The sequence below is a fragment of the Escherichia sp. WS3063 genome (assembly GCF_046486595.1).
Classification (GTDB): domain Bacteria; phylum Pseudomonadota; class Gammaproteobacteria; order Enterobacterales; family Enterobacteriaceae; genus Escherichia; species Escherichia coli.
Window position 1 is genome coordinate 103,944 of record NZ_JBJQKY010000001.1, and the last position, 22,307, is coordinate 126,250.

Sequence of the window (22,307 nt, forward strand, 5' to 3'; positions counted from 1 at the left end):
TTTGAGAGCGCCATTCTGAACTGACGCATTGAGAAAAACTTTGCGTTATCGCAGTTTGTTGTAATTTTCTGACCACTGCGCCATATCCAGAACGGGGCTATCAGCAGGAACATCCTGGAGATCGTGCGTTACCTGAACGACTGGGATCGCCTGGGCGCGAACTTCGCTGAACACCCACTGGCGAAAATTATCGCGCAGAGCTACATCAAGACGGCTGAATGGCTCATCCAGTAGCAACGCTTTTGGCTGAGCGAGAAGGGCGCGTACTAGAGCAACGCGCGCTCGCTGACCGCCAGACAAAGTGGCAGGATCCTGATGGAACATACCGCCAAGCCCCGCACGCTCCAGCGCATCATTTACCGCATCGCGCCTTGCAACACCTTTGAGTGCCGCTGGCAGAGCCAGCAGTAAATTTTGCCCGACGCTGAATTGGTCAAATAACAGTGCATCCTGGAAAAGAATGCCAATCTGACGCTGTGCGGTGGGTAGCATGTCAATCCGTTGCTCATTGAGCCATAGCTCACCTGTACAAGAAAACTGTCCGGCCAGCGCACCAATCATCCATGAAAACAGTGTAGATTTTCCACAGCCAGACGGCCCCATTAACGTGACAATGTCACCTTTATCCACCGTAAAGTTAACGTTTGTCAGCAAGCGGCTTTCTGGTAAACGTAGCGAAACATTTTTCACGCAGAGCATTAGCGGAGTCCTTGTCTGACATAACCTACCCATTTTGCGACTAACGCGGTCAGGGCAAAAATAATAAGCGGCAACAGTAGTTGCCATAAAGCCTGGGCGGCGAGAATGCCGTTGCTGCCGCCGCTGCTTAATGCCACCGCTTCAGTGGTGAGCGTCGGAAAACGCCCCGCGCCCAGCCACAGCGTCGGCATATACTGCGCAATACTGACTGAAAATCCCACCGCGAAGGCAATCAACGCAGGGCGCAACATGAGTGGGCATTTTACGTAAAAGAAGATTTTGGCCCGCGACCAGCCCAGTGTTTGCGCAATCAAAATTAACCGTGAATCAATGCGCTGCCAGGCGGGTTGCAGGATAAACAGCATCCACGGCATTACCCACAGCAGATGCCCCCAGACCACCGCCGTCCAGCTTCCATCCAGGTTCAGCCATAGCGCCAGCGTGTACTGGCCCGCCACCAGCGGCAGAGCGGGTAATAAAATAGGCAACCATAGCCACAATTGGCGACGCTGTGGCCCCCATTCCAGCCACAGCAGTAACAGGAGCAAAGCGATGAATGTCGCCACCGGCCCCATTGTCAGGCTGTTGATGAGCGCTTCACTATTGATCGTCGACTGATCCGCGAGGATCGCCAGCAGAACCACACACAGCACACCGGTTAAGGGTAAAAAACTCGCCAGCGTATTGCCTGGCAATAAAGGCGTGGCAGGCTTACGAACGCCATCTACGCGGGGAATAGTACGCCGCCAGCCACGCCATAGCAGATAGTCCAGCAAAACGTAGGCGGCGAGTAACAGCATCAGCAGCAGGCTGGCGAGTGCGCCTTTCGTTTGTTGATCGGCGTCGCCCTGAGTTAACCACTGCCAGCTAATTACTGCCAGCGTCGGGGGATTACCTGGCCCAAGAATAATCGCCACATCCACGACCGACAGCGACCAGGCCACAATCGCCAGCATCGCCATTGCCAGCGCAGGCGCGACGGAGGGCAACAGCAGCCAGTTCAGGCATTGCCAGCGGCTGTAGCCCAGCGAATCCAGCACAATGAGTTGCTGCAACAGCCGTTTTTCGCTCAATACTGCCGCTAAGATCCACAATAGAAATGCGCTTTCTTTCACCGCCAGCGTGAAGCCCAGCCCAATACCCAATTTGTCCATTGGCGGAGTGAAATATGGGAAATAGTCATAAAGCAGCCCTCCGTCAGCAAAGAGCAGAAGGGTGCTGGTGGCAAAAGCCACATGGGGAATGGCGAGCAGCCACGGCAGACGGGCGCACATACGCTGCCATTTCGGCCCAGGCCACAGCGCCACAATCACCAGCAGGGCAATCAACAACGCCCCGACCGCCGCGATGGTTGTCGACACCAGCGTTGCCAGTAATGCCTGCGGTAACTGTGGATCGGCAAATAACGCCTGCCAGTGTGTCAACGATAAAGCAGGCGATATCAGCGTGAGAGTTGCCGGGATCAGCGGTGCATAAATCACCGCCACCATCGCCCACAGCAAAAAGATTAATGCGTACCGTAACGGTGTAGCCATTCTTGTTCCAGCGCATTTACCCAACCTGCGTGCGGTTCAGCCAGTACCGGCGGCAGATCCTGCGGCATTCTCGATTGCAATGTTTCGCGCTGCCCGTCAGGCAGTTTTTGCGGATCGAGAACAGAAGGATCGCCCCAGACAGTGGGATCTGCTTTACGCAGTTGCGCATCGGGTGAGAGCAGGAAATTGGCAACTACCTTCGCCGCAGCACTGGCATTCGCGTTGGCAGGAATGGTGACGAAATGCACGTTGCCAATCATCCCCTCGCGAAAGCCAAAACTGTAACTGCTGGCGGGTAAATCGCCGCTGGCGATTTTTTGCTGCGCATGCGCGGGGTTAAAGGTCAGCGACAGGCGCAATGTGCCGGCTTTCAGCAGAGCATCCATCCGCGCGGGCGAAGGCGGGAAATCCTTTCCTTCGCGCCACAAATACGGATGTAGCGCATCAAGATATTGCCACAAGGGAGCAGTGACACGGGCGAAAGTTGCATCGTCCGGCGCTTCTTTTAATGCTGCGGGATCGGGCGTCAGCATAATCAGCAACTGTTCAAGAAACGCCGTGCCGGTAAAGTCCGGTGGGCGCGGATAGGTAACCGTGCCGGGATTGGCTTTAGCAAACTCCAGTAAGGCTTGCGGCGTTTGTGGTGGCTGTGGCGTAACATCGCGGCGGGCGATAAACGTCAATTGCGCGCCGCCCCAGGGTGATTCTGCCCCTTCTGTAGGCACTGAAAAATCTTCCCGCACCGGCAGCTGTGTGTCGACATAGCGCCAGTTGGGCAGGGTCTCCGCCCAGTCAGTTTGCAGTAAATTAGCCTCTTTTAAGGTGCGGAAGTTTTCGCCGTTCACCCAGAGCAGATCCACCGAACCGCCTGTTTTGCGCCCGGCAGCAGCTTCGGTCTGAATGCGCTTCACCGCGTCTGCGGCATCCGCGAGACGAACAATCTTCAGGTTTATAGCGTAATGGGTTTTCATCTCGCCGCTAACCCAGTCGAGATAGCGGTTAATTGCGGTATCGCCGCCCCAGGCGTTAAACCAGACGGTTTGCCCTTTGGCCTCATTTTTAATTTCCTGCCAGTCACTGGCATGTGTTGCCAAAGAAAACAGCGATAACAATCCCAGCAACCATACACAATGGCGCATCATCTCTCCTTAAGAACGTTTGTCAGGAATACGGCACAGCCCCTGAGCGGGAATGTCCATGGCAGAATTAAAACGGGCTGACAGGTTTTGCAGGCCGATCAATGCCGTCAGTTCGGTGAGTGCCTGAGCGTCAAAATGGGTAGCCAGTCGGGTACGCAGGGCATCATCGACCGTTGGCGGTGTGACGCTTGCGGCTTCGGCGTACTCCAGCGCCAGCCGTTCTTCATCGCTAAAGAGCGGGCTTTGCCGCCAGTCAGCCACTGCCAGCAGTTTATCGGTGCTGCCGGTACGCTCGGCGACTTTCATACTGGTGATATCCACGCAAAACTCACACAGGCACATTTGCGCAATGCGCGCGCTGACAAGCGATCGCACTACCGGATCGAGCGGTGAGCGTTTGCGCTCCAGCCAGCCGACAAACATCGACACCAGATAAAAGATAAACGGGATCCGCCCCCACCAGCGAATCGGGCTTAGCACCTCGCCGTAATGGCGACGATGCAGCCACGCCTGCGGACGTAAAATGAAAGGAATTTTGCTAAGCGGCGGTAAACCCATCAGGCATTCCTCTTCTGGCGCTCAAGCCATATTTTCTTCGCCATAAAAATCACCACGGTCAGGGCAAACAGAATAAACAGTCCGGTGACAAACCAGAAGGTACCGCCTGTTAACATGCTGCCCGCCCAAGAATAAACAATAGTCGCCGGTAACTGACCAAGCCCGGTGGCGATAAAAAACGAGCGAAAACGTATTGAAGTCAAACCGGCAGCATAGCTTACGGGATCAAAAGGCACAAAAGGCAATAACCGACATACCAGGATGGTGTGTTTGCCGTAGCGAGTGAAAAAGCCGTCCATACTGTCAAGTACGGTTTTGCCGGTTAATTTTTCCACCACTTCGCGGCCCATCACTCTGGCGATAAAAAAGCACAGCGCCGCGCCGGCCATCGAACTGGTCCACGACAGCAATCCCCCCCAGAACGCGCCAAACAGCGACGCATTGGCAAAGGTGATCAAAAACGCAGGTAGCGGTGCAGCAATGGCCTGTAAAATCATCAACAAGAACGAGACAACTGCCGCCAGTGCGCCGTAAGACTGAATAAAGCGTTCTATACCCTGTTGGTCCACGGCGGCAAACGCCGCAACGCTGCGATTGATAAACTCATGGACGCCGGGAAGCAGCGCCCATGCCAGCAGCATAGCGAACAACAGGATGATGAGGGTTATACGGTAGTACCAGATTTTTCGCGATTGCATCTTCATCATCCTTTATCCTGGCTTTATTCGGTGATTTTAAAGGTAACCGTTGCCAGCGTGTTATCCGCCGGGAGAACTGAGGCATTGCCTTTGAATTTCACTTCGCCGCGTTTTTCCACCGCACCATAAGTGTATGTTGCATTGCTGACGATGCCGACCGGGCAGCTATCCAGACACACCAGGCAACCCGTTTTCTTCTCTTCTGCTGCCGTTAAATTACCGCCAAAGCGCATGTCCAGTTTCTTGCCATTACTGTCAACAATCACTTCATCGAAGGAATACGCTTTTGCCGCCCCTTGCCAGTTGACCGAAATATCCAGTTTGCTGCCTGTGACATGAGTCGTTTCTTTATTATCCATCGTCATGTTTTCGCCCGGCGTACCACCTGCCTCTTTCAGGGCTTCATAAAATGCTTTCGGGGTCGCATAACCCATAAACAGCGATTTATGTCCGTTGGAGCCATCTTTAAACACAATACCGTGACGAGTGTCGTCGGTGAGGAAGCGACCATTAATTTGCACCAGCATGGTTACCGTATGGTTATTAGCATCGACACGCAGCGGTTGGCTGTTCGAAAGTTCGTCGTATTCCACTTTTGCCGCCGCATTCTCTTTTTGATCGCAGCCGCTAAGCCCAGCAACAGCCAGTAAGCAGAGTGCAGTCAGTCCTTTTTTCCATGACACTGAATAATGTTGCAACATTGTTCTATCCTTCATTTTTTGGGTGAGAAAGTGGGCTGCGGCGAGAAGCAGACAGATCCACATGTTTGTGTCGAGCGTAGAGTTTTGCGAGCTGGACGAGAATAAACAGCGCCAGGCCCGCCAGACAGAGTTGTAAAATAAAGCGCAGCGTAATGCCTTCATTGGCGAGATCGCTTGCCATCACGGTATAAATAACAATACCGGGCAGGGTCGTGAGTGCCGAAATAAGGGTATAAGGCCAGAAGGCGATTGTGGTTAATCCGTAAGCGTAATTTTGAATATTGTAAGGAAACAACGGGATTAAGCGGGTCAGAATAAGAAAATCAATACCGTTACGCGCAATGCCTTTTTCAATGGACTGAAAGGTATGGCTATGACCAACGTATTTCAGCAGTAAATCACGTCCCAGCCAGCGCGCCAGCAGGAATGAGCACGAGGAGGCCAGCGTGGCGGCAATTAATGATAGTAGTGTCCCTAAGAGCGGGCCAAAAACTATCCCTCCAGCGATCACCAGTATGCTTCCTGGCAACAGAAAGAGGGTGGCAATGATGAATAACAGAATATAGAGGCTATAACCGAACAATCCGCTCTGGCGAATGAGTGTCTGTAAGTGAGGTAAATCGGTGAGCAGCTCGAATAAACCGAAAGCGTGGATAGCGTAAATGACCAGCGCAAAAATAAGACAGGCAAAAAGAAATTTACGCTCAGCGTTCATCGTGGAGTTTCCTATATCAAACTTGATAATAGAGAAGTGGTCAGACAACTAAAAACGCTGTGACGGTATAACAAAGGACGGCAGGCAACAAATCATTACTGACAGTTTGTTGATTTTTCTCAAGGTTAATTCTCCTGACTCCGTTTGTGCCAGGAGAGCAGCTAAATTAGCGGCGGAAGGTCGCCCACACAGGCGCGTGATCGGACGGTTTTTCCATGCTGCGGATTTCATAGTCGATGCCGGTTTCTACGCAACATTCTGCCAGCGGTTGGCTGGCGAGCAGCAGGTCGATGCGCAGACCACGGTTATCGTCAAAACCTTTTGAGCGGTAATCAAACCATGAGAAACGATCTGCTGTTTGCGGATTCGCATGGCGGAAGGTATCGACCAACCCCCAGCTCATCAGTCTCTCCATCCATTCGCGTTCCTCCGGAAGGAAAGAACATTTTCCGGTACGCAGCCAGCGCTTACGGTTCTCTTCGCCAATGCCAATATCCAGGTCGCCAGGACTGATATTCATATCGCCCATAATCAGCACCGGATTTTCACGCTTAAGTTCGGTTTCGAGATAGTTTTGCAGGTTCTGATAAAACTGCGCTTTCGCCGGGAATTTAATCGGATGGTCGCGACTTTCGCCCTGTGGGAAGTAACCGTTGATCACGGTGACATTACCCAGCGGCGAGGGGATTTCCGCCATAATAATTCGCCGTTGTGCCTCTTCGCCGTCGTCAGGGAAGCCGCGACGCACAGCAATCGGCGTCTCTTTGGTCAACAATGCCACGCCGTAATGGCCTTTCTGCCCGTGATAAAACACGTTGTAGCCGAGCTTCGCCACCTCTTCGAGTGGAAACATATCGTCATGAACTTTTGTCTCCTGCAGGCCAATCACATCCGGCTGGTGCTTTTCGACGATGGCTTCAAGCTGGTGAGGTCTGGCGCGCAGGCCGTTGATATTAAAAGAGACAAATTTCATAGTCGCTGCCATTTATTCAGATAAAGAGTGCGTGGATGGTAGCAGAATTTCGCTTTGCTTACCGCCTGTTGTTAAGTGATTTGATCGATGGTTGTTAATGATGTCAACGATGGCGCAAAAAATGCCCGCTTTTGGTGCGCGCTGCGTCAGAATGGCGCAGTAATTTCCAGTAAATTTCGTCAATGATCACAATTCCAGAATTATATTTTACTTCTGCATAACATTGCGTTTTTTATTCTTTTTATTCACCCACATCGCAAACGTATTCACTTTATATGCACTTTAAATGCATATGATGTGGTTATAACTCCTTGATTTTCAGTTAGCCTCCGCCGTTTATGCACTTTTATCACTGGCTGGCACGAACCCTGCAATCTACATTTACAGCGCAAACATTACTTATTATTAACATATAAATAACGAATTATTTACTGTAGAGGTCGCTATGTCTCAGCCAATTACGCGTGAAAACTTTGATGAATGGATGATACCTGTTTACGCTCCGGCACCGTTTATACCGGTACGTGGCGAAGGTTCGCGCTTGTGGGATCAGCAGGGGAAAGAGTATATCGACTTCGCGGGTGGCATTGCGGTGAACGCGCTGGGCCATGCGCATCCGGAACTGCGTGAGGCGCTGAACGAACAGGCGAGTAAGTTCTGGCATACCGGCAACGGTTACACCAACGAGCCGGTACTGCGACTGGCGAAAAAATTGATCGACGCCACGTTTGCCGATCGCGTCTTCTTTTGTAACTCCGGTGCGGAAGCCAACGAAGCGGCCCTAAAACTGGCGCGTAAATTCGCTCACGACCGCTACGGCAGCCATAAGAGCGGCATCGTGGCGTTCAAAAATGCGTTTCATGGTCGCACGCTGTTTACTGTCAGTGCGGGCGGTCAGCCAGCCTATTCACAGAATTTTGCGCCACTGCCGCCGGATATTCGTCATGCTGCATATAACGATATTAACTCTGCTAGCGCGCTGATTGACGACGCCACCTGTGCGGTGATTGTCGAGCCCATCCAGGGCGAAGGCGGTGTGGTGCCAGCCAGCAACGCGTTTTTACAAGGTCTGCGTGAATTGTGTGACCGCCACAATGCGCTGTTGATTTTTGATGAAGTACAAACCGGCGTCGGGCGCACCGGGGAACTGTATGCCTATATGCACTACGGCGTGACGCCTGATCTGTTAACTACCGCCAAAGCGCTGGGTGGCGGTTTCCCGGTCGGTGCGTTGTTAGCAACCGAAGAGTGCGCCAGCGTGATGACCGTTGGCACTCATGGCACCACCTATGGCGGCAATCCGCTGGCCTCGGCGGTGGCGGGCAAAGTGCTGGATCTCATTAACACGCCAGAGATGCTTAACGGGGTTAAGCAGCGTCACGACTGGTTTGTTGAGCGTCTTAATACCGTTAATCACCGCTGCGGTTTGTTCAGTGAAATTCGTGGATTAGGTTTGTTGATTGGCTGTGTACTGAATGCCGATTACGCCGGGCAAGCGAAACAGATCTCTCAGGAAGCGGCGAAAGCAGGCGTGATGGTACTGATTGCGGGTGGCAACGTGGTGCGTTTTGCGCCTGCGCTCAATGTCAGCGAAGAAGAGGTGACGACCGGACTGGATCGCTTTGCAGCTGCTTGCGAACACTTTGTTAGCCGAGGTTCATCATGATGGTCATCCGTCCCGTTGAGCGTTCAGATGTCTCGGCGCTGATGCAGCTTGCCAGCAAAACGGGCGGCGGCCTGACGTCGCTTCCCGCCAATGAAGCCACGCTTTCGGCGCGTATCGAAAGGGCAATCAAAACCTGGCAAGGCGAACTGCCCAAAAGTGAGCAGGGCTATGTGTTCGTGCTGGAAGATAGCGAGACAGGCACAGTGGCGGGGATTTGTGCCATTGAGGTGGCAGTTGGGCTGAACGATCCCTGGTACAACTATCGCGTCGGCACGTTGGTTCACGCCTCAAAAGAGCTGAATGTCTATAATGCATTGCCGACGCTGTTTCTCAGTAACGATCACACCGGCAGCAGCGAGCTGTGCACGCTGTTTCTCGACCCGGACTGGCGCAAAGAGGGCAACGGCTATTTGCTGTCGAAATCGCGCTTTATGTTTATGGCGGCTTTTCGCGACAAGTTTAATGACAAAGTGGTCGCCGAAATGCGCGGGGTGATTGACGAACACGGCTATTCACCGTTCTGGCAAAGCCTCGGTAAACGCTTCTTTTCGATGGATTTTAGCCGCGCTGATTTTCTCTGCGGCACCGGGCAAAAGGCATTTATTGCAGAACTGATGCCGAAACATCCGATCTATACCCACTTTTTATCCCAGGAAGCACAGGACGTCATCGGTCAGGTACATCCGCAAACCGCGCCTGCCCGTGCGGTACTGGAGAAAGAAGGTTTTCGCTACCGTAATTATATCGACATCTTCGACGGTGGGCCGACGCTTGAGTGTGACATCGACCGCGTGCGCGCCATCCGTAAAAGTCGGCTGGTGGAAGTGGCAGAAGGGCAGCCTGCGCAGGGCGATTTTCCGGCCTGCCTGGTCGCCAATGAAAATTATCACCATTTCCGCGTGGTGCTGGTGCGTACCGATCCGGCAACCGAGCGTTTGATTTTAACCGCCGCACAACTGGATGCCCTCAAATGCCACGCAGGGGATCGCGTTCGTCTGGTGCGCCTGTGCGCAGAGGAGAAAACAGCATGACTTTATGGATTAACGGTGACTGGATAACGGGCCAGGGCGCATCGCGTGTGAAGCGTAATCCGGTATCGGGCGAGGTGTTATGGCAGGGCAATGATGCCGATGCCGCTCAGGTCGGGCAGGCTTGTCGGGCAGCCCGTGCGGCGTTTCCGCGCTGGGCGCGTCTCTCCTTTGGCGATCGTCAGGTAAGAGTTGAACGCTTTGCCGGATTGCTGGAAAGCAATAAAGCCGAATTAACCGCGATTATTGCCAGAGAAACCGGCAAGCCGCGCTGGGAAGCGGCAACCGAAGTGACGGCGATGATCAATAAAATCGCGATATCAATTAAGGCGTATCACGTTCGTACCGGTGAGCAGCGTAGCGAAATGCCGGACGGCGCGGCGAGCCTGCGACATCGTCCACACGGCGTGCTGGCGGTGTTTGGGCCGTATAATTTCCCCGGTCATTTACCGAACGGACATATCGTTCCGGCATTGCTGGCAGGTAACACCATTATCTTTAAACCCAGCGAACTGACACCGTGGAGTGGCGAAGCGGTAATGCGTTTATGGCAGCAGGCTGGCTTGCCGCCGGGCGTGCTGAACCTGGTGCAGGGCGGGCGCGAAACCGGTCAGGCGCTGAGTGCACTTGAGGATCTCGACGGCTTGCTGTTTACCGGTAGCGCCAATACCGGCTACCAGTTGCATCGCCAGCTCTCCGGTCAGCCGGAGAAAATTCTCGCCCTTGAGATGGGCGGTAATAATCCGCTAATTATCGCTGAGGTGGCGGATATCGATGCCGCTGTCCATCTGACCATTCAGTCGGCGTTTGTCACAGCCGGGCAACGCTGCACCTGTGCCCGCCGTTTATTGCTGAAAAGCGGGGCGCAGGGCGATGCGTTTCTTGCTCGTCTGGTTGCCGTCAGCCAGCGGTTAACGCCGGGCAACTGGGATGACGAACCGCAGCCGTTTATTGGCGGGCTGATTTCTGAACAGGTCGCACAGCAGGTGGTTACTGCCTGGCAGCAACTGGAAGCGATGGGCGGACGAACCCTGCTTGCGCCGCGCTTATTACAAGCAGGGACATCGTTGCTGACGCCGGGGATCATTGAAATGACAGGCGTTACTGGCGTGCCGGATGAAGAAGTGTTTGGGCCGCTATTGCGCGTCTGGCGTTATGACAATTTCGATGAAGCGATTCGAATGGCGAATAACACTCGCTTCGGCCTCTCTTGCGGTCTGGTTTCCCCCGAGCGGGAAAAATTCGATCAACTGTTGCTGGAGGCACGGGCGGGGATTGTTAACTGGAACAAACCGCTTACCGGCGCTGCCAGTACCGCGCCATTCGGCGGCATTGGCGCTTCCGGTAACCATCGCCCCAGCGCCTGGTATGCCGCAGATTACTGCGCCTGGCCGATGGCGAGCCTGGAGTCGGACTCGTTAACATTGCCCGCCACGCTTAACCCCGGGCTGGATTTTTCCGATGAGGTGGTGCGATGAACGCCTGGGAAGTCAATTTCGACGGGCTGGTAGGGCTGACGCATCATTACGCGGGCCTGTCGTTTGGCAATGAAGCCTCTACCCGTCACCGTTTTCAGATCTCTAACCCGCGGCTGGCGGCAAAACAGGGCTTACTGAAAATGAAAGCCCTTGCCGATGCGGGATTTCCCCAGGCGGTGATCCCGCCGCACGAGCGTCCGTTTATTCCGGTGCTGCGTCAGTTGGGTTTCAGTGGTAGCGATGAGCAGGTACTGGAAAAAGTTGCACGCCAGGCACCGCACTGGCTTTCCAGCGTCAGTTCCGCTTCGCCAATGTGGGTAGCCAATGCGGCAACGATCGCGCCATCCGCCGATACGCTGGATGGCAAAGTGCATCTCACTGTTGCTAACCTGAACAATAAATTTCACCGTTCGCTGGAAGCCCCCGTCACCGAATCGCTGTTAAAAGCGATTTTTGACGACGAAGAGAAATTTAGCGTCCATTCGGCGTTGCCGCAGGTAGCCTTGCTCGGTGATGAGGGGGCGGCAAACCACAATCGTCTCGGCGGTCATTACGGTGAACCGGGTATGCAACTTTTTGTCTACGGGCGAGAAGAGGGCAATGATACCCGGCCTTCCCGTTATCCGGCGCGACAGACTCGCGAAGCCAGCGAGGCGGTGGCAAGGCTGAATCAGGTGAATCCCCAACAGGTGATTTTCGCCCAGCAAAACCCGGACGTTATCGACCAGGGCGTTTTTCATAATGACGTGATTGCCGTGAGTAACCGCCAGGTGCTGTTTTGCCATCAACAGGCGTTCGCTCGCCAGTCACAGTTACTGGCAAGCCTGCGTGCGCGGGTGAACGGTTTTATGGCGATAGAAGTTCCGGCGACTCATGTTTCCGTGTCAGATGCGGTGTCTACATATCTGTTTAACAGCCAACTGCTGAGCCGCGATGATGGTTCCATGATGTTGGTGCTGCCTCAGGAGTGTCGGGAACACGCCGGAGTATGGGGTTATCTCAATGAACTCCTTGCCGCTGACAACCCGATTAGCGAACTAAAAGTCTTTGATTTACGTGAAAGCATGGCGAATGGCGGAGGCCCGGCGTGCCTGCGGTTGCGCGTGGTATTGACAGAAGAAGAACGCCGGGCAGTGAATCCGGCGGTGATGATGAACGATACGCTGTTTAATGCGCTCAATGACTGGGTGGATCGTTACTACCGCGATCGCCTTACTGCTGCCGATCTGGCCGACCCGCAATTGCTGCGCGAAGGGCGGGAAGCACTGGATGTATTGAGCCAATTACTGAATCTCGGTTCGGTTTATCCGTTCCAGCGCGAGGGAGGGGGCAATGGATAATTTTCTTGCTCTGACATTAACGGGTAAAAAACCGGTTATCACCGAGCGAGAAATCAACGGCGTTCGCTGGCGCTGGCTGGGCGATGGCGTGCTGGAACTGACGCCATTAACGCCACCGCAAGGCGCACTGGTGATTTCAGCGGGAATACACGGTAATGAGACGGCACCTGTGGAAATGCTGGATGCGTTGCTTGGCGCGATATCTCACGGCGAGATCCCGTTACGTTGGCGGTTGCTGGTGATCCTCGGGAATCCTCCTGCGCTGAAGCAAGGGAAACGTTATTGCCATAGCGATATGAACCGAATGTTTGGCGGTCGTTGGCAGCTATTTGCTGAAAGCGGGGAAACCTGTCGGGCGCGCGAACTGGAACAGTGCCTGGAAGATTTTTATGACCAGGGCAAAGAATCTGTGCGCTGGCACCTTGATCTACATACCGCAATTCGTGGCTCCTTGCATCCGCAGTTCGGTGTATTACCGCAACGCGACATTCCCTGGGACGAGAAATTTCTGACGTGGCTGGGTGCGGCGGGGCTGGAGGCACTGGTGTTCCATCAGGAGCCTGGTGGTACGTTTACCCATTTCAGCGCCAGACATTTTGGCGCGCTGGCCTGTACGCTGGAACTTGGCAAAGCGTTGCCCTTTGGGCAAAACGATCTTCGCCAGTTTGCAGTCACTGCCAGCGCAATTGCTGCGCTGCTATCTGGTGAGAGTGTCGGTATCGTGAGAACACCGCCGCTCCGTTATCGGGTGGTTTCGCAAATTACTCGCCACTCGCCGTCCTTCGAAATGCATATGGCAAATGACACGCTGAATTTTATGCCGTTTGAGAAAGGAACATTGCTGGCGCAGGACGGGGAGGAACGTTTTACCGTAACCCATGATGTAGAGTATGTGTTATTCCCTAATCCGTTGGTAGCGTTGGGATTACGTGCGGGATTAATGCTCGAAAAAATAAGCTAATACTTACCCGCAGAAATCATTCTGCGGGTATTAAGTTACTTTCTTATAAATTAATACAGATTAATCCTGGTTATTTGCTTTATTTATCACCAGTCATCCGGTATAGTTCTTCATAATCTCTGCAAAATCATCGTGTTGTAATATTTTCTCATTACTCTCCATCAAATTTTCTTTTTTTCTCCATAATTGGCGCAAAAGTGTTTTTTACACTTTCATTGTTTTACCGTTGCTCTGATTAATTGACGCTAAAGTCAGTAAAGTTAATCTCGTCAACACGGCACGCTACTTAAGAAAGCCGTAATAAATAACTGAAAGGAAGGATATAGAATATGCGTAAATTAACTGCACTGTTTGTTGCCTCTACCCTGGCTCTTGGCGCGGCTAACCTGGCCCATGCCGCAGACACCACTACCGCAGCACCGGCTGACGCGAAGCCGATGATGCACCACAAAGGCAAGTTCGGTCCGCATCAGGACATGATGTTCAAAGACCTGAACCTGACCGACGCGCAGAAACAGCAGATCCGCGAAATCATGAAAGGCCAGCGTGACCAGATGAAACGTCCGCCGCTGGAAGAACGCCGCGCAATGCATGACATCATTGCCAGCGATACCTTCGATAAAGCAAAAGCTGAAGCGCAGATCGCAAAAATGGAAGAACAGCGCAAAGCTAACATGCTGGCGCACATGGAAACCCAGAACAAGATTTACAACATCCTGACGCCGGAACAGAAAAAGCAATTTAATGCTAATTTTGAGAAGCGTCTGACAGAACGTCCAGCGGCAAAAGGTAAAATGCCTGCAACTGCTGAATAATCTTTCAGCCAAAAAACTTAAGACCGCCGGTCTTGTCCACTACCTTGCAGTAATGCGGTGGACAGGATCGGCGGTTTTCTTTTTTGTTCTCAAACAGATGCAAAAAAAGCCTGATCGCCACTAACGTAAATCACCCGAGTTGCCGATAACCATCCACGGTTACCTGAACGATAACAATGAAAAGAACGGGCCGGGAGCGGGTATGGAATACTTTGATATGCGTAAAATGTCGGTGAATCTGTGGCGAAACGCTGCCGGTGAAACGCGCGAAATTTGCACTTTCCCACCGGCAAAACGTGATTTTTACTGGCGTGCCAGCATTGCATCCATCGCGGCGAATGGGGAGTTTTCTTTGTTTCCAGGTATGGAAAGGATAGTGACGTTGCTGGAAGGCGGCGAGATGTTCCTTGAAAGCACAGACCGCTTTAACCATACCTTAAAACCGTTACAGCCTTTTGCCTTTGCGGCGGACCAGGTGGTTAAAGCGAAACTGACGGCAGGGCAGATGTCGATGGATTTCAACATCATGACACGCCTGGATGTCTGTAAGGCGAAAGTCAGAATTGCCGAACGTACGTTTACTACCTTTGGCTCACGCGGCGGGGTGGTGTTTGTAATTAACGGCGCGTGGCAACTGGGCGACAAACTGCTCACTACCGACCAGGGCGCGTGCTGGTTCGATGGCAGGCACACCCTGCGGCTTTTACAACCGCAAGGTAAACTGTTGTTCAGTGAAATCAACTGGCTTGCTGGTTATTCACCGGATCAAGTTCAGTAATTTCATAGTTCCCGGAAAGCAGCGGCTTACAAAGAATTTTATAACCGTCGTGATCAAACCCGGCGGGTGCCCGAATTAACGTTGTCGCTTCTTTCAGCGAATTAACCGCCCCCAGCCACAGCCAGTTTTGAATAATATGATATTGAGTCATTTCCGGGTGCTGTTCTTTCAGCGCCACCGCCCCTTGCCAAGGCCAACACACCACCCGCAAACGCTCCAGAGACTGGCGCAAGCGTAGCGCATGTTCCTCATGGCTCTCTTTACCGCAGCATGCTCCGGCGCAACGTTTAAGCGCTGAACGAAAACAAGCACGACCGCGGCTTAACGGTTCCAGTCCCAACAGGCCATAACAAAGTTTTTGTTCATCAGCGATGGTCTGCAATGCTTGCAAAGCTGCGCGCCTATTGGCAAACAGGCCAAACAGGTTGGGGGCTCGTGAAAAATCCACCTCTTTGGCATACACCATATCGACGCGCTTTTCATTTAATTGCAGGGCGCAGAGCTGGCGATTGCGGCGCAACCGTTTATTAAACAGTGGCTGCTGCTCTTTGATTAATCGCGCTTCAAGGAGCAGAGCGCCGATTTCGCCTGCGGTGCAGATCCAGCTAATTCGCCGGGATTGCCGTAGCATGGCGGCTTCATCCGGGGTACGTAAATGAGAAAGGACGCGGCTGCGGATGTTAATGCTTTTGCCGATATAGAGCGGCATGGTGTCACTTTCGCCATGAAACAGATACACCCCTGGTCGGGTGGGTAAGTCATTAAGGAATGAACGTAAATGTTCGGGATATTCATAAATTGCCGCAGCTTCAAATTCGAGCCGCGGAGAAGTTAAACGCCGTACCACTGTTGACTCCGAGTGCTGGTTATCTATCCAGTGTAACAGGCGGGGAGCGATTAAAAAAGAGGCGGGGCGATGACAAAGGTTACACCGTGAGACGTGCTACGCCTGTCAGTCCTATTCGACTCATGCAATATATTGAATTTGCATAGTTTTGTAGGTCGAATAAGGCGTTCACGCCGCATCCGGCGTGAACAAAGTACTCTTTTTCGCACAAACCAATATGTGCAAATTATTACTTCTTCCAGAAATCATCGAAAACGGTAATTGGCGGACGGCGTTTATGTTCGGTTTTCAGATACCAGTTCTCTATTGTTCTGGCGACCTGTTCAGGTAGGTTTTTCCCTTCCAGATAGTCGTCGATATTGTCATAGGTCACGCCGAGTGCCACTTCATCTGGCAGAGAAGGGCGATCATCTTCCAGATCGGCAGTTGGCGCTTTCTTATAAAGGTGTTCCGGGCAACCTAATGCTGCCAGTAACTGTTTACCCTGACGTTTGTTGAGACGATACAGTGGATTAATGTCTGTACCGCCGTCACCATATTTAGTGAAGAATCCGGTAATGGCTTCTGCTGCATGATCGGTGCCCACCACGACACCGCTGGTCATACCCGCAATGCTATATTGTGCTTTCATCCGCTCACGCGCTTTTTCATTGCCACGGACAAAATCACTTAATTCAATACCCGCTTCGCGCAGCGCCTGTTCGCTGGCCAATACCGCGCCCTTGACATTAACGGTTAATACGCGATCCGGTTGAATAAAGGCAATGGCATCCTGGCAATCTTGTTCGTCGGCCTGAACACCATAGGGCAGGCGTACGGCAATAAATTGCAGTGATTCGTTGCCGGTTTCCTGGCGCAGCTCATTAATCGCCATCTGGCACAGCTTACCGGCAAGCGTGGAGTCCTGACCGCCGCTGATCCCTAGCACCAGTGATTTAATGAACGGATAAGTTTGCAGGTAGCTTTTCAGAAAATCGACACTACGACGAATTTCCTCTTCAGCATTAATCTGCGGTTTTGCGCCCAGCGCCTTTATTATTTGTTGTTGCAATGTCATTGAACCCCTCCAGACAGAAAAGACAAAACTTCCTTAAAGCTAACCCGTTGCTACTGAAACGACAAGCGACAGCGGGCTGAATGGTGGTTAAAACGTCATACAGGAATCCTCTGAAAGCGGAGCCGTTTCGTTCACGGGCTTGAAAAAGCGCCCAATGTATTCCAGGCTTATCTAACACGCTGATAAACAAGAGGACGGAATATGAACAAGAATATGGCAGGAATTCTGAGTGCAGCGGCGGTATTAACCATGCTGGCGGGTTGTACGGCTTATGATCGTACCAAAGACCAGTTTGTACAGCCTGTGGTGAAAGACGTCAAAAAAGGCATGAGCCGGGCGCAGGTTGCACAAATTGCGGGTAAACCTTCGTCTGAAGTGAGCATGATCCATGCTCGTGGTACTTGCCAGACCTACATCCTGGGTCAACGTGATGGTAAAGCAGAAACCTACTTTGTCGCGTTAGATGATACCGGACATGTCATCAACTCCGGTTATCAGACCTGTGCTGAATACGACACTGATCCACAGGCTGCGAAGTAATCACTTCGCCTGAAAGCTTGAGTTACAACGGAAACCGGCCATTGCGCCGGTTTTTTTTGGCCTGAGTTCTTAATTATCTTCGCGAATTATTTGCCCGAAATGTGAAGAGGGTCATAACCGCAGGTCAAGGAGAGACAATTTATAAGGTCAAAGAAATACTATTGCTCAGGTCTATACCGTATACTCCTTTCAGCCACAAAAAAAGTCATGTTGGTTTCGCAAGTTACCCAGAGCATGGAAGCAGGTTAAGGCTTGCGGAGTGTCTGGCTTACAGATAATCGTCGATGAGGGCAGTTTTATGGAAAAGAAACACATTTATCTGTTTTGTTCTGCGGGCATGTCTACCTCTTTACTGGTATCAAAAATGCGCGCACAGGCAGAAAAATATGAAGTTCCGGTCATTATTGAAGCATTTCCGGAAACACTGGCTGGTGAAAAAGGTCAGAATGCCGATGTCGTGTTATTAGGGCCGCAGATTGCTTATATGTTGCCCGAAATCCAGCGTTTGTTACCCAACAAACCGGTTGAAGTAATTGACTCGTTGCTTTATGGCAAAGTCGATGGTTTAGGCGTGCTTAAGGCTGCGGTTGCAGCGATTAAAAAAGCCGCAGCAAATTAATTTTTTTAAATTTTCCCGTCAAAGAGTTATTTCATAAATCAATACCGCAATATTTAAATTGCGGTTTTTAAGGGTATTTTTCTATGAGTAATGTTATTGCATCGCTTGAAAAGGTACTCCTCCCTTTTGCAGTTAAAATAGGAAAGCAGCCACACGTTAATGCAATCAAAAATGGCTTTATTCGCTTAATGCCGTTAACCCTTGCGGGGGCCATGTTTGTATTAATTAACAACGTTTTTCTAAGCTTTGGGGAGGGGTCGTTTTTTTATTCCTTAGGTATTCGCCTGGATGCCTCAACCATTGAAACACTTAATGGTCTGAAAGGTATTGGCGGCAACGTATATAACGGAACATTAGGGATAATGTCTTTAATGGCACCGTTCTTTATTGGCATGGCGCTGGCAGAAGAGCGTAAAGTCGATGCGCTGGCGGCTGGGTTGTTATCCGTTGCAGCATTTATGACCGTCACCCCATATAGTGTCGGTGAGGCCTATGCGGTTGGCGCAAACTGGTTAGGTGGGGCGAATATCATCTCCGGGATTATTATTGGCCTGGTGGTGGCAGAAATGTTTACCTTTATTGTCCGCCGCAATTGGGTCATTAAATTGCCCGATAGCGTACCTGCTTCAGTATCGCGTTCCTTCTCGGCTTTAATTCCCGGCTTTATTATTCTTTCCGTGATGGGGATTATTGCCTGGGCGTTGAATACCTGGGGCACCAACTTCCATCAGATCATTATGGATACCATCTCAACCCCACTGGCATCGTTGGGTAGCGTGGTGGGCTGGGCCTATGTGATCTTTGTTCCACTGCTCTGGTTCTTCGGTATTCATGGTGCGCTGGCGCTGACCGCACTGGACAACGGCATTATGACGCCGTGGGCGCTGGAAAATATCGCGACCTATCAGCAATATGGTTCCGTCGAAGCGGCGCTGGCAGCCGGTAAGACCTTCCATATCTGGGCCAAGCCGATGCTGGACTCCTTTATTTTCCTTGGGGGCAGTGGTGCGACTTTAGGTCTGATCCTGGCTATCTTTATCGCCTCTCGCCGTGCTGATTATCGTCAGGTGGCAAAACTGGCGCTGCCGTCCGGCATCTTCCAGATTAACGAACCGATTCTGTTTGGTCTGCCAATTATCATGAACCCGGTGATGTTTATCCCGTTTGTACTGGTACAACCGATTCTGGCGGCAATCACCCTGGCAGCGTACTACATGGGCATTATTCCTCCGGTGACCAATATTGCACCGTGGACCATGCCAACCGGTCTGGGAGCCTTCTTTAACACCAACGGTAGCGTCGCCGCATTGCTGGTTGCACTCTTCAACCTTGGTATCGCAACGTTAATTTATCTGCCCTTTGTTGTGGTCGCTAACAAAGCACAAAACGCGATTGATAAAGAAGAGAGCGAAGAAGATATCGCTAACGCCCTGAAATTTTAATCGATGCCGGTACGGGTAATCGTGCCGGTAAGAAAAGAGAGGAACGATGTATGATGGATCTCGATAACATTCCCGATACGCAAACAGAAGCTGAAGAGCTGGAAGAAGTGGTGATGGGGCTTATCATCAACTCCGGACAAGCGCGCAGCCTGGCGTATGCGGCACTGAAACAGGCGAAGCAGGGCGATTTTGCCGCAGCAAAAGCCATGATGGATCAGTCACGGATGGCATTGAATGAAGCGCATCTGGTACAGACGAAACTGATTGAAGGCGATGCGGGCGAAGGTAAGATGAAAGTGAGTCTGGTGCTGGTCCACGCTCAGGATCATTTAATGACGTCCATGCTTGCGCGTGAACTGATTACTGAATTAATTGAGCTTCATGAAAAACTGAAGGCATAAGGAGTCGATGATGCAGCCAGTGATTAACGCGCCGGAAATTGCCACCGCCCGAGAACAGCAGTTGTTTAATGGCAAAAATTTCCATGTGTTTATCTATAACAAAACTGAGAGTATCAGCGGACTGCATCAGCACGACTATTATGAATTTACTCTGGTATTAACCGGGCGTTATTTCCAGGAGATTAACGGTAAGCGCGTGTTACTGGAACGGGGCGATTTTGTTTTTATTCCGTTAGGTTCGCACCATCAAAGTTTTTATGAGTTTGGTGCCACGCGCATATTGAACGTTGGGATCAGTAAACGCTTTTTTGAGCAGCATTACCTGCCGTTGTTGCCTTATTGCTTTGTAGCTTCGCAGGTATACCGGACCAATAACGCTTTTCTCACCTATGTGGAAACAGTGATTTCTTCATTGAATTTCCGCGAAACAGGGCTGGAAGAGTTTGTTGAGATGGTTACTTTTTATGTCATTAACCGTTTACGTCATTACCGCGAAGAACAGGTGATTGATGATGTACCGCAGTGGCTGAAAAGTACGGTAGAAAAGATGCATGATAAAGAGCAGTTTAGTGAATCGGCGCTGGAGAATATGGTGACGTTGTCAGCCAAATCACAGGAATATTTGACGCGAGCGACTCAACGATATTATGGCAAAACGCCAATGCAGATTATTAATGAAATCCGTATTAATTTTGCCAAAAAACAACTGGAAATGACCAACTATTCAGTGACGGATATTGCGTTTGAGGCCGGTTATAGTAGCCCGAGTTTGTTTATTAAAACGTTTAAGAAATTAACGTCCTTTACGCCTAAGAGCTATCGTAAGAAATTGACTGAATTTAATCAGTAAGTCGTTATACCTGACAATTCACATATCTGTCCTGTTGCTGGATTATTTATGTCCGGGGGGGCAGATATGCCAGATATCAGTATTCTGTACTGAAGGGAGAAATTATGAGCCAGAAATTAAAAGTCGTCACTATTGGTGGCGGGAGCAGCTATACCCCGGAGTTACTGGAAGGATTTATTAAGCGTTATCACGAATTGCCGGTCAGCGAATTATGGCTGGTGGATGTCGAAGATGGTAAAGAGAAACTGGATATTATTTTTGATCTCTGCCAACGGATGATTGATAACGCTGGCGTCCCGATGAAGCTTTATAAAACGCTGGATCGCCGCGAAGCATTGAAAGATGCTGATTTCGTTACTACCCAACTGCGCGTAGGCCAATTACCGGCGCGCGAACTGGATGAACGTATTCCATTAAGTCATGGTTATCTTGGTCAGGAAACTAACGGCGCGGGCGGTCTGTTTAAAGGTCTGCGTACCATTCCGGTGATTTTTGACATCGTAAAAGATGTCGAAGAACTTTGTCCGAATGCATGGGTGATTAACTTCACTAACCCGGCGGGAATGGTCACTGAAGCCGTTTATCGTCATACCGGATTTAAACGCTTTATCGGCGTGTGTAATATTCCGATAGGCATGAAGATGTTTATTCGCGATGTTCTGATGCTGAAAGACAGCGATGATTTATCTATCGATCTGTTCGGCCTCAACCATATGGTGTTCATTAAAGATGTGCTGGTAAATGGCAAATCACGCTTTGCCGAATTGCTTGATGGTGTGGCATCCGGGCAGTTAAAAGCATCTGGCGTTAAAAATATTTTCGATCTGCCATTTAGCGAAGGCTTAATTCGTTCTCTGAATCTGTTGCCGTGTTCTTATTTGCTTTATTACTTCAAGCAAAAAGAGATGCTGGCTATTGAAATGGGCGAATACTACAAAGGCGGCGCACGAGCGCAGGTAGTACAGAAAGTCGAGAAACAACTTTTTGAGCTATATAAAAACCCGGAGTTGAAAGTTAAGCCGAAAGAACTGGAACAGCGCGGTGGGGCTTATTACTCTGATGCAGCGTGCGAAGTGATCAACGCTATCTACAACGACAAGCAAGCTGAACATTACGTTAATATCCCGCATCATGGGCATATTGATAATATTCCGGCAGACTGGGCGGTAGAAATGACCTGTACGCTGGGGCGCGATGGCGCGACGCCACATCCGCGCATTACGCATTTCGATGATAAAGTGATGGGGCTGATTCACACCATTAAAGGCTTCGAGATTGCTGCCAGCAACGCCGCACTTAGCGGAGAGTTTAACGATGTGTTACTGGCCCTAAACCTTAGTCCGTTGGTGCATTCCGATCGCGATGCTGAGCTGCTGGCACGCGAGATGATTCTGGCGCACGAGAAATGGTTGCCAAATTTTGCCGACTGCATCGCAGAGCTTAAAAAAGCACATTAACCGAGGCTGA

At 51.2% G+C, this 22,307-nt stretch carries 23 protein-coding genes; 13 read left to right on the plus strand and 10 right to left on the minus strand.

The features are described 5' to 3' along the window. Positions 1–45: 45 nt before the first annotated feature. The 8 genes from ACJHYW_RS00540 to xthA form a co-directional block, all read right to left on the minus strand. On the minus strand, positions 46–699 hold the full coding sequence (locus ACJHYW_RS00540; protein ID WP_001361434.1) for an ATP-binding cassette domain-containing protein: 654 nt from the start codon (positions 697–699) through the stop codon (positions 46–48). Continuing rightward, complete coding sequence (locus tag ACJHYW_RS00545; RefSeq protein ID WP_000235002.1) at positions 699–2,234, minus strand: ABC transporter permease; 1,536 nt, start codon at positions 2,232–2,234, stop codon at positions 699–701. Before ACJHYW_RS00545 ends, ACJHYW_RS00540 begins: the two co-directional genes overlap by 1 nt. Further along, on the minus strand, positions 2,207–3,373 hold the full coding sequence (locus tag ACJHYW_RS00550) for an ABC transporter substrate-binding protein (protein WP_001215389.1): 1,167 nt from the start codon (positions 3,371–3,373) through the stop codon (positions 2,207–2,209). Before ACJHYW_RS00550 ends, ACJHYW_RS00545 begins: the two co-directional genes overlap by 28 nt. Positions 3,374–3,382: 9 nt before the next feature. Continuing rightward, a complete protein-coding gene (locus ACJHYW_RS00555) occupies positions 3,383–3,931 on the minus strand; it encodes a carboxymuconolactone decarboxylase family protein (RefSeq protein WP_000524083.1) in 549 nt (182 codons plus the stop codon). Beyond that, positions 3,931–4,638 carry a TVP38/TMEM64 family protein gene (locus ACJHYW_RS00560; RefSeq protein WP_000977131.1) on the minus strand — a complete coding sequence of 236 codons (708 nt, stop codon included), beginning with the start codon at positions 4,636–4,638 and terminating at the stop codon, positions 3,931–3,933. The genes ACJHYW_RS00555 and ACJHYW_RS00560 overlap by 1 nt, the downstream gene beginning before the upstream one ends. A 14-nt stretch (positions 4,639–4,652) precedes the next feature. Then, on the minus strand, positions 4,653–5,330 hold the full coding sequence (gene ydjY / locus ACJHYW_RS00565; RefSeq protein ID WP_000939217.1) for a lipoprotein YdjY: 678 nt from the start codon (positions 5,328–5,330) through the stop codon (positions 4,653–4,655). Between the two features lie 4 nt (positions 5,331–5,334). Further along, a complete protein-coding gene (locus ACJHYW_RS00570; protein WP_001361435.1) occupies positions 5,335–6,045 on the minus strand; it encodes a TVP38/TMEM64 family protein in 711 nt (236 codons plus the stop codon). 166 nt (positions 6,046–6,211) lie between these two features. Beyond that, on the minus strand, positions 6,212–7,018 hold the full coding sequence (gene xthA, locus ACJHYW_RS00575; protein WP_000673910.1) for an exodeoxyribonuclease III: 807 nt from the start codon (positions 7,016–7,018) through the stop codon (positions 6,212–6,214). Positions 7,019–7,463: 445 nt separating this feature from the next. On the opposite strand from xthA, the gene astC reads away from it, so the two are divergent. The 7 genes from astC (at position 7,464) to ves (ending at position 15,084) form a co-directional block, all read left to right on the plus strand. Beyond that, entirely contained in the window at positions 7,464–8,684 is a 1,221-nt protein-coding gene (astC, locus tag ACJHYW_RS00580; protein WP_000082010.1) for a succinylornithine/acetylornithine transaminase, read from the plus strand. Beyond that, the gene (astA, locus tag ACJHYW_RS00585) at positions 8,681–9,715 is read left to right on the plus strand and encodes an arginine N-succinyltransferase (RefSeq protein WP_000989419.1); all 1,035 of its coding nucleotides are present in this window, start codon (positions 8,681–8,683) and stop codon (positions 9,713–9,715) included. Before astC ends, astA begins: the two co-directional genes overlap by 4 nt. Then, positions 9,712–11,190: a succinylglutamate-semialdehyde dehydrogenase gene (gene astD / locus ACJHYW_RS00590; protein WP_000177239.1), complete on the plus strand. Its 1,479-nt coding sequence runs from the start codon at positions 9,712–9,714 to the stop codon at positions 11,188–11,190. The genes astA and astD overlap by 4 nt, the downstream gene beginning before the upstream one ends. Continuing rightward, positions 11,187–12,530 carry an N-succinylarginine dihydrolase gene (gene astB / locus ACJHYW_RS00595; RefSeq protein ID WP_000994957.1) on the plus strand — a complete coding sequence of 448 codons (1,344 nt, stop codon included), beginning with the start codon at positions 11,187–11,189 and terminating at the stop codon, positions 12,528–12,530. Before astD ends, astB begins: the two co-directional genes overlap by 4 nt. Continuing rightward, the gene (gene astE / locus ACJHYW_RS00600; protein WP_000368502.1) at positions 12,523–13,491 is read left to right on the plus strand and encodes a succinylglutamate desuccinylase; all 969 of its coding nucleotides are present in this window, start codon (positions 12,523–12,525) and stop codon (positions 13,489–13,491) included. Before astB ends, astE begins: the two co-directional genes overlap by 8 nt. 329 nt (positions 13,492–13,820) lie before the next feature. Further along, positions 13,821–14,306 (plus strand): ATP-independent periplasmic protein-refolding chaperone Spy, encoded by a 486-nt coding sequence (gene spy / locus ACJHYW_RS00605; protein ID WP_001228981.1) that lies wholly within the window; start codon positions 13,821–13,823, stop codon positions 14,304–14,306. 202 nt (positions 14,307–14,508) lie between these two features. Next, positions 14,509–15,084, plus strand: coding sequence for an environmental stress-induced protein Ves (gene ves, locus ACJHYW_RS00610; RefSeq protein WP_001361436.1), 576 nt, complete (start codon positions 14,509–14,511; stop codon positions 15,082–15,084). On the opposite strand, the gene cho is transcribed toward ves, so the two are convergent. Next, complete coding sequence (cho, locus tag ACJHYW_RS00615) at positions 15,044–15,931, minus strand: excinuclease Cho (RefSeq protein WP_061092671.1); 888 nt, start codon at positions 15,929–15,931, stop codon at positions 15,044–15,046. The genes ves and cho overlap by 41 nt on opposite strands. 229 nt (positions 15,932–16,160) lie before the next feature. Next, positions 16,161–16,988 (minus strand): ammonia-dependent NAD(+) synthetase, encoded by an 828-nt coding sequence (gene nadE / locus ACJHYW_RS00620; protein ID WP_061092672.1) that lies wholly within the window; start codon positions 16,986–16,988, stop codon positions 16,161–16,163. A gap of 201 nt (positions 16,989–17,189) precedes the next feature. On the opposite strand from nadE, the gene osmE reads away from it, so the two are divergent. From osmE to celF, 6 genes are all read left to right on the plus strand, one after another. Beyond that, positions 17,190–17,528 carry an osmotically-inducible lipoprotein OsmE gene (osmE, locus tag ACJHYW_RS00625; protein WP_001039044.1) on the plus strand — a complete coding sequence of 113 codons (339 nt, stop codon included), beginning with the start codon at positions 17,190–17,192 and terminating at the stop codon, positions 17,526–17,528. Positions 17,529–17,826: 298 nt separating this feature from the next. Next, a complete protein-coding gene (gene chbB, locus ACJHYW_RS00630) occupies positions 17,827–18,147 on the plus strand; it encodes a PTS N,N'-diacetylchitobiose transporter subunit IIB (RefSeq protein ID WP_000412169.1) in 321 nt (106 codons plus the stop codon). Between the two features lie 83 nt (positions 18,148–18,230). Continuing rightward, positions 18,231–19,589, plus strand: a complete 1,359-nt coding sequence (chbC, locus tag ACJHYW_RS00635; protein WP_000073041.1) for a PTS N,N'-diacetylchitobiose transporter subunit IIC — start codon at positions 18,231–18,233, stop codon at positions 19,587–19,589. A gap of 50 nt (positions 19,590–19,639) precedes the next feature. After that, positions 19,640–19,990 (plus strand): PTS N,N'-diacetylchitobiose transporter subunit IIA, encoded by a 351-nt coding sequence (gene chbA / locus ACJHYW_RS00640; protein ID WP_000968919.1) that lies wholly within the window; start codon positions 19,640–19,642, stop codon positions 19,988–19,990. Positions 19,991–19,997: 7 nt separating this feature from the next. Beyond that, positions 19,998–20,840: a transcriptional regulator ChbR gene (gene chbR, locus ACJHYW_RS00645; protein ID WP_000983653.1), complete on the plus strand. Its 843-nt coding sequence runs from the start codon at positions 19,998–20,000 to the stop codon at positions 20,838–20,840. Positions 20,841–20,944: 104 nt separating this feature from the next. Further along, on the plus strand, positions 20,945–22,297 hold the full coding sequence (celF, locus tag ACJHYW_RS00650; RefSeq protein WP_001571521.1) for a 6-phospho-beta-glucosidase: 1,353 nt from the start codon (positions 20,945–20,947) through the stop codon (positions 22,295–22,297). Positions 22,298–22,307: the final 10 nt, after the last annotated feature.

What these genes read in the sequence shown, in the direction of transcription:
- astA (WP_000989419.1), top strand. Translation starts at nt 8,681, where the DNA reads ATGATGGTCATCCGTCCCGTTGAGCGTTCAGATGTCTCGGCGCTGATG.
- nadE (WP_061092672.1), bottom strand. Translation starts at nt 16,988, where the DNA reads ATGACATTGCAACAACAAATAATAAAGGCGCTGGGCGCAAAACCGCAG.
- ACJHYW_RS00570 (WP_001361435.1), bottom strand. Translation starts at nt 6,045, where the DNA reads ATGAACGCTGAGCGTAAATTTCTTTTTGCCTGTCTTATTTTTGCGCTG.
- ACJHYW_RS00560 (WP_000977131.1), bottom strand. Translation starts at nt 4,638, where the DNA reads ATGATGAAGATGCAATCGCGAAAAATCTGGTACTACCGTATAACCCTC.
- spy (WP_001228981.1), top strand. Translation starts at nt 13,821, where the DNA reads ATGCGTAAATTAACTGCACTGTTTGTTGCCTCTACCCTGGCTCTTGGC.
- ACJHYW_RS00550 (WP_001215389.1), bottom strand. Translation starts at nt 3,373, where the DNA reads ATGCGCCATTGTGTATGGTTGCTGGGATTGTTATCGCTGTTTTCTTTG.
- ACJHYW_RS00545 (WP_000235002.1), bottom strand. Translation starts at nt 2,234, where the DNA reads ATGGCTACACCGTTACGGTACGCATTAATCTTTTTGCTGTGGGCGATG.
- chbB (WP_000412169.1), top strand. Translation starts at nt 17,827, where the DNA reads ATGGAAAAGAAACACATTTATCTGTTTTGTTCTGCGGGCATGTCTACC.
- chbR (WP_000983653.1), top strand. Translation starts at nt 19,998, where the DNA reads ATGATGCAGCCAGTGATTAACGCGCCGGAAATTGCCACCGCCCGAGAA.
- astE (WP_000368502.1), top strand. Translation starts at nt 12,523, where the DNA reads ATGGATAATTTTCTTGCTCTGACATTAACGGGTAAAAAACCGGTTATC.
- osmE (WP_001039044.1), top strand. Translation starts at nt 17,190, where the DNA reads ATGAACAAGAATATGGCAGGAATTCTGAGTGCAGCGGCGGTATTAACC.
- astB (WP_000994957.1), top strand. Translation starts at nt 11,187, where the DNA reads ATGAACGCCTGGGAAGTCAATTTCGACGGGCTGGTAGGGCTGACGCAT.
- astC (WP_000082010.1), top strand. Translation starts at nt 7,464, where the DNA reads ATGTCTCAGCCAATTACGCGTGAAAACTTTGATGAATGGATGATACCT.
- ACJHYW_RS00555 (WP_000524083.1), bottom strand. Translation starts at nt 3,931, where the DNA reads ATGGGTTTACCGCCGCTTAGCAAAATTCCTTTCATTTTACGTCCGCAG.
- chbC (WP_000073041.1), top strand. Translation starts at nt 18,231, where the DNA reads ATGAGTAATGTTATTGCATCGCTTGAAAAGGTACTCCTCCCTTTTGCA.
- xthA (WP_000673910.1), bottom strand. Translation starts at nt 7,018, where the DNA reads ATGAAATTTGTCTCTTTTAATATCAACGGCCTGCGCGCCAGACCTCAC.
- astD (WP_000177239.1), top strand. Translation starts at nt 9,712, where the DNA reads ATGACTTTATGGATTAACGGTGACTGGATAACGGGCCAGGGCGCATCG.
- ydjY (WP_000939217.1), bottom strand. Translation starts at nt 5,330, where the DNA reads ATGTTGCAACATTATTCAGTGTCATGGAAAAAAGGACTGACTGCACTC.
- ACJHYW_RS00540 (WP_001361434.1), bottom strand. Translation starts at nt 699, where the DNA reads ATGCTCTGCGTGAAAAATGTTTCGCTACGTTTACCAGAAAGCCGCTTG.
- ves (WP_001361436.1), top strand. Translation starts at nt 14,509, where the DNA reads ATGGAATACTTTGATATGCGTAAAATGTCGGTGAATCTGTGGCGAAAC.
- chbA (WP_000968919.1), top strand. Translation starts at nt 19,640, where the DNA reads ATGATGGATCTCGATAACATTCCCGATACGCAAACAGAAGCTGAAGAG.
- celF (WP_001571521.1), top strand. Translation starts at nt 20,945, where the DNA reads ATGAGCCAGAAATTAAAAGTCGTCACTATTGGTGGCGGGAGCAGCTAT.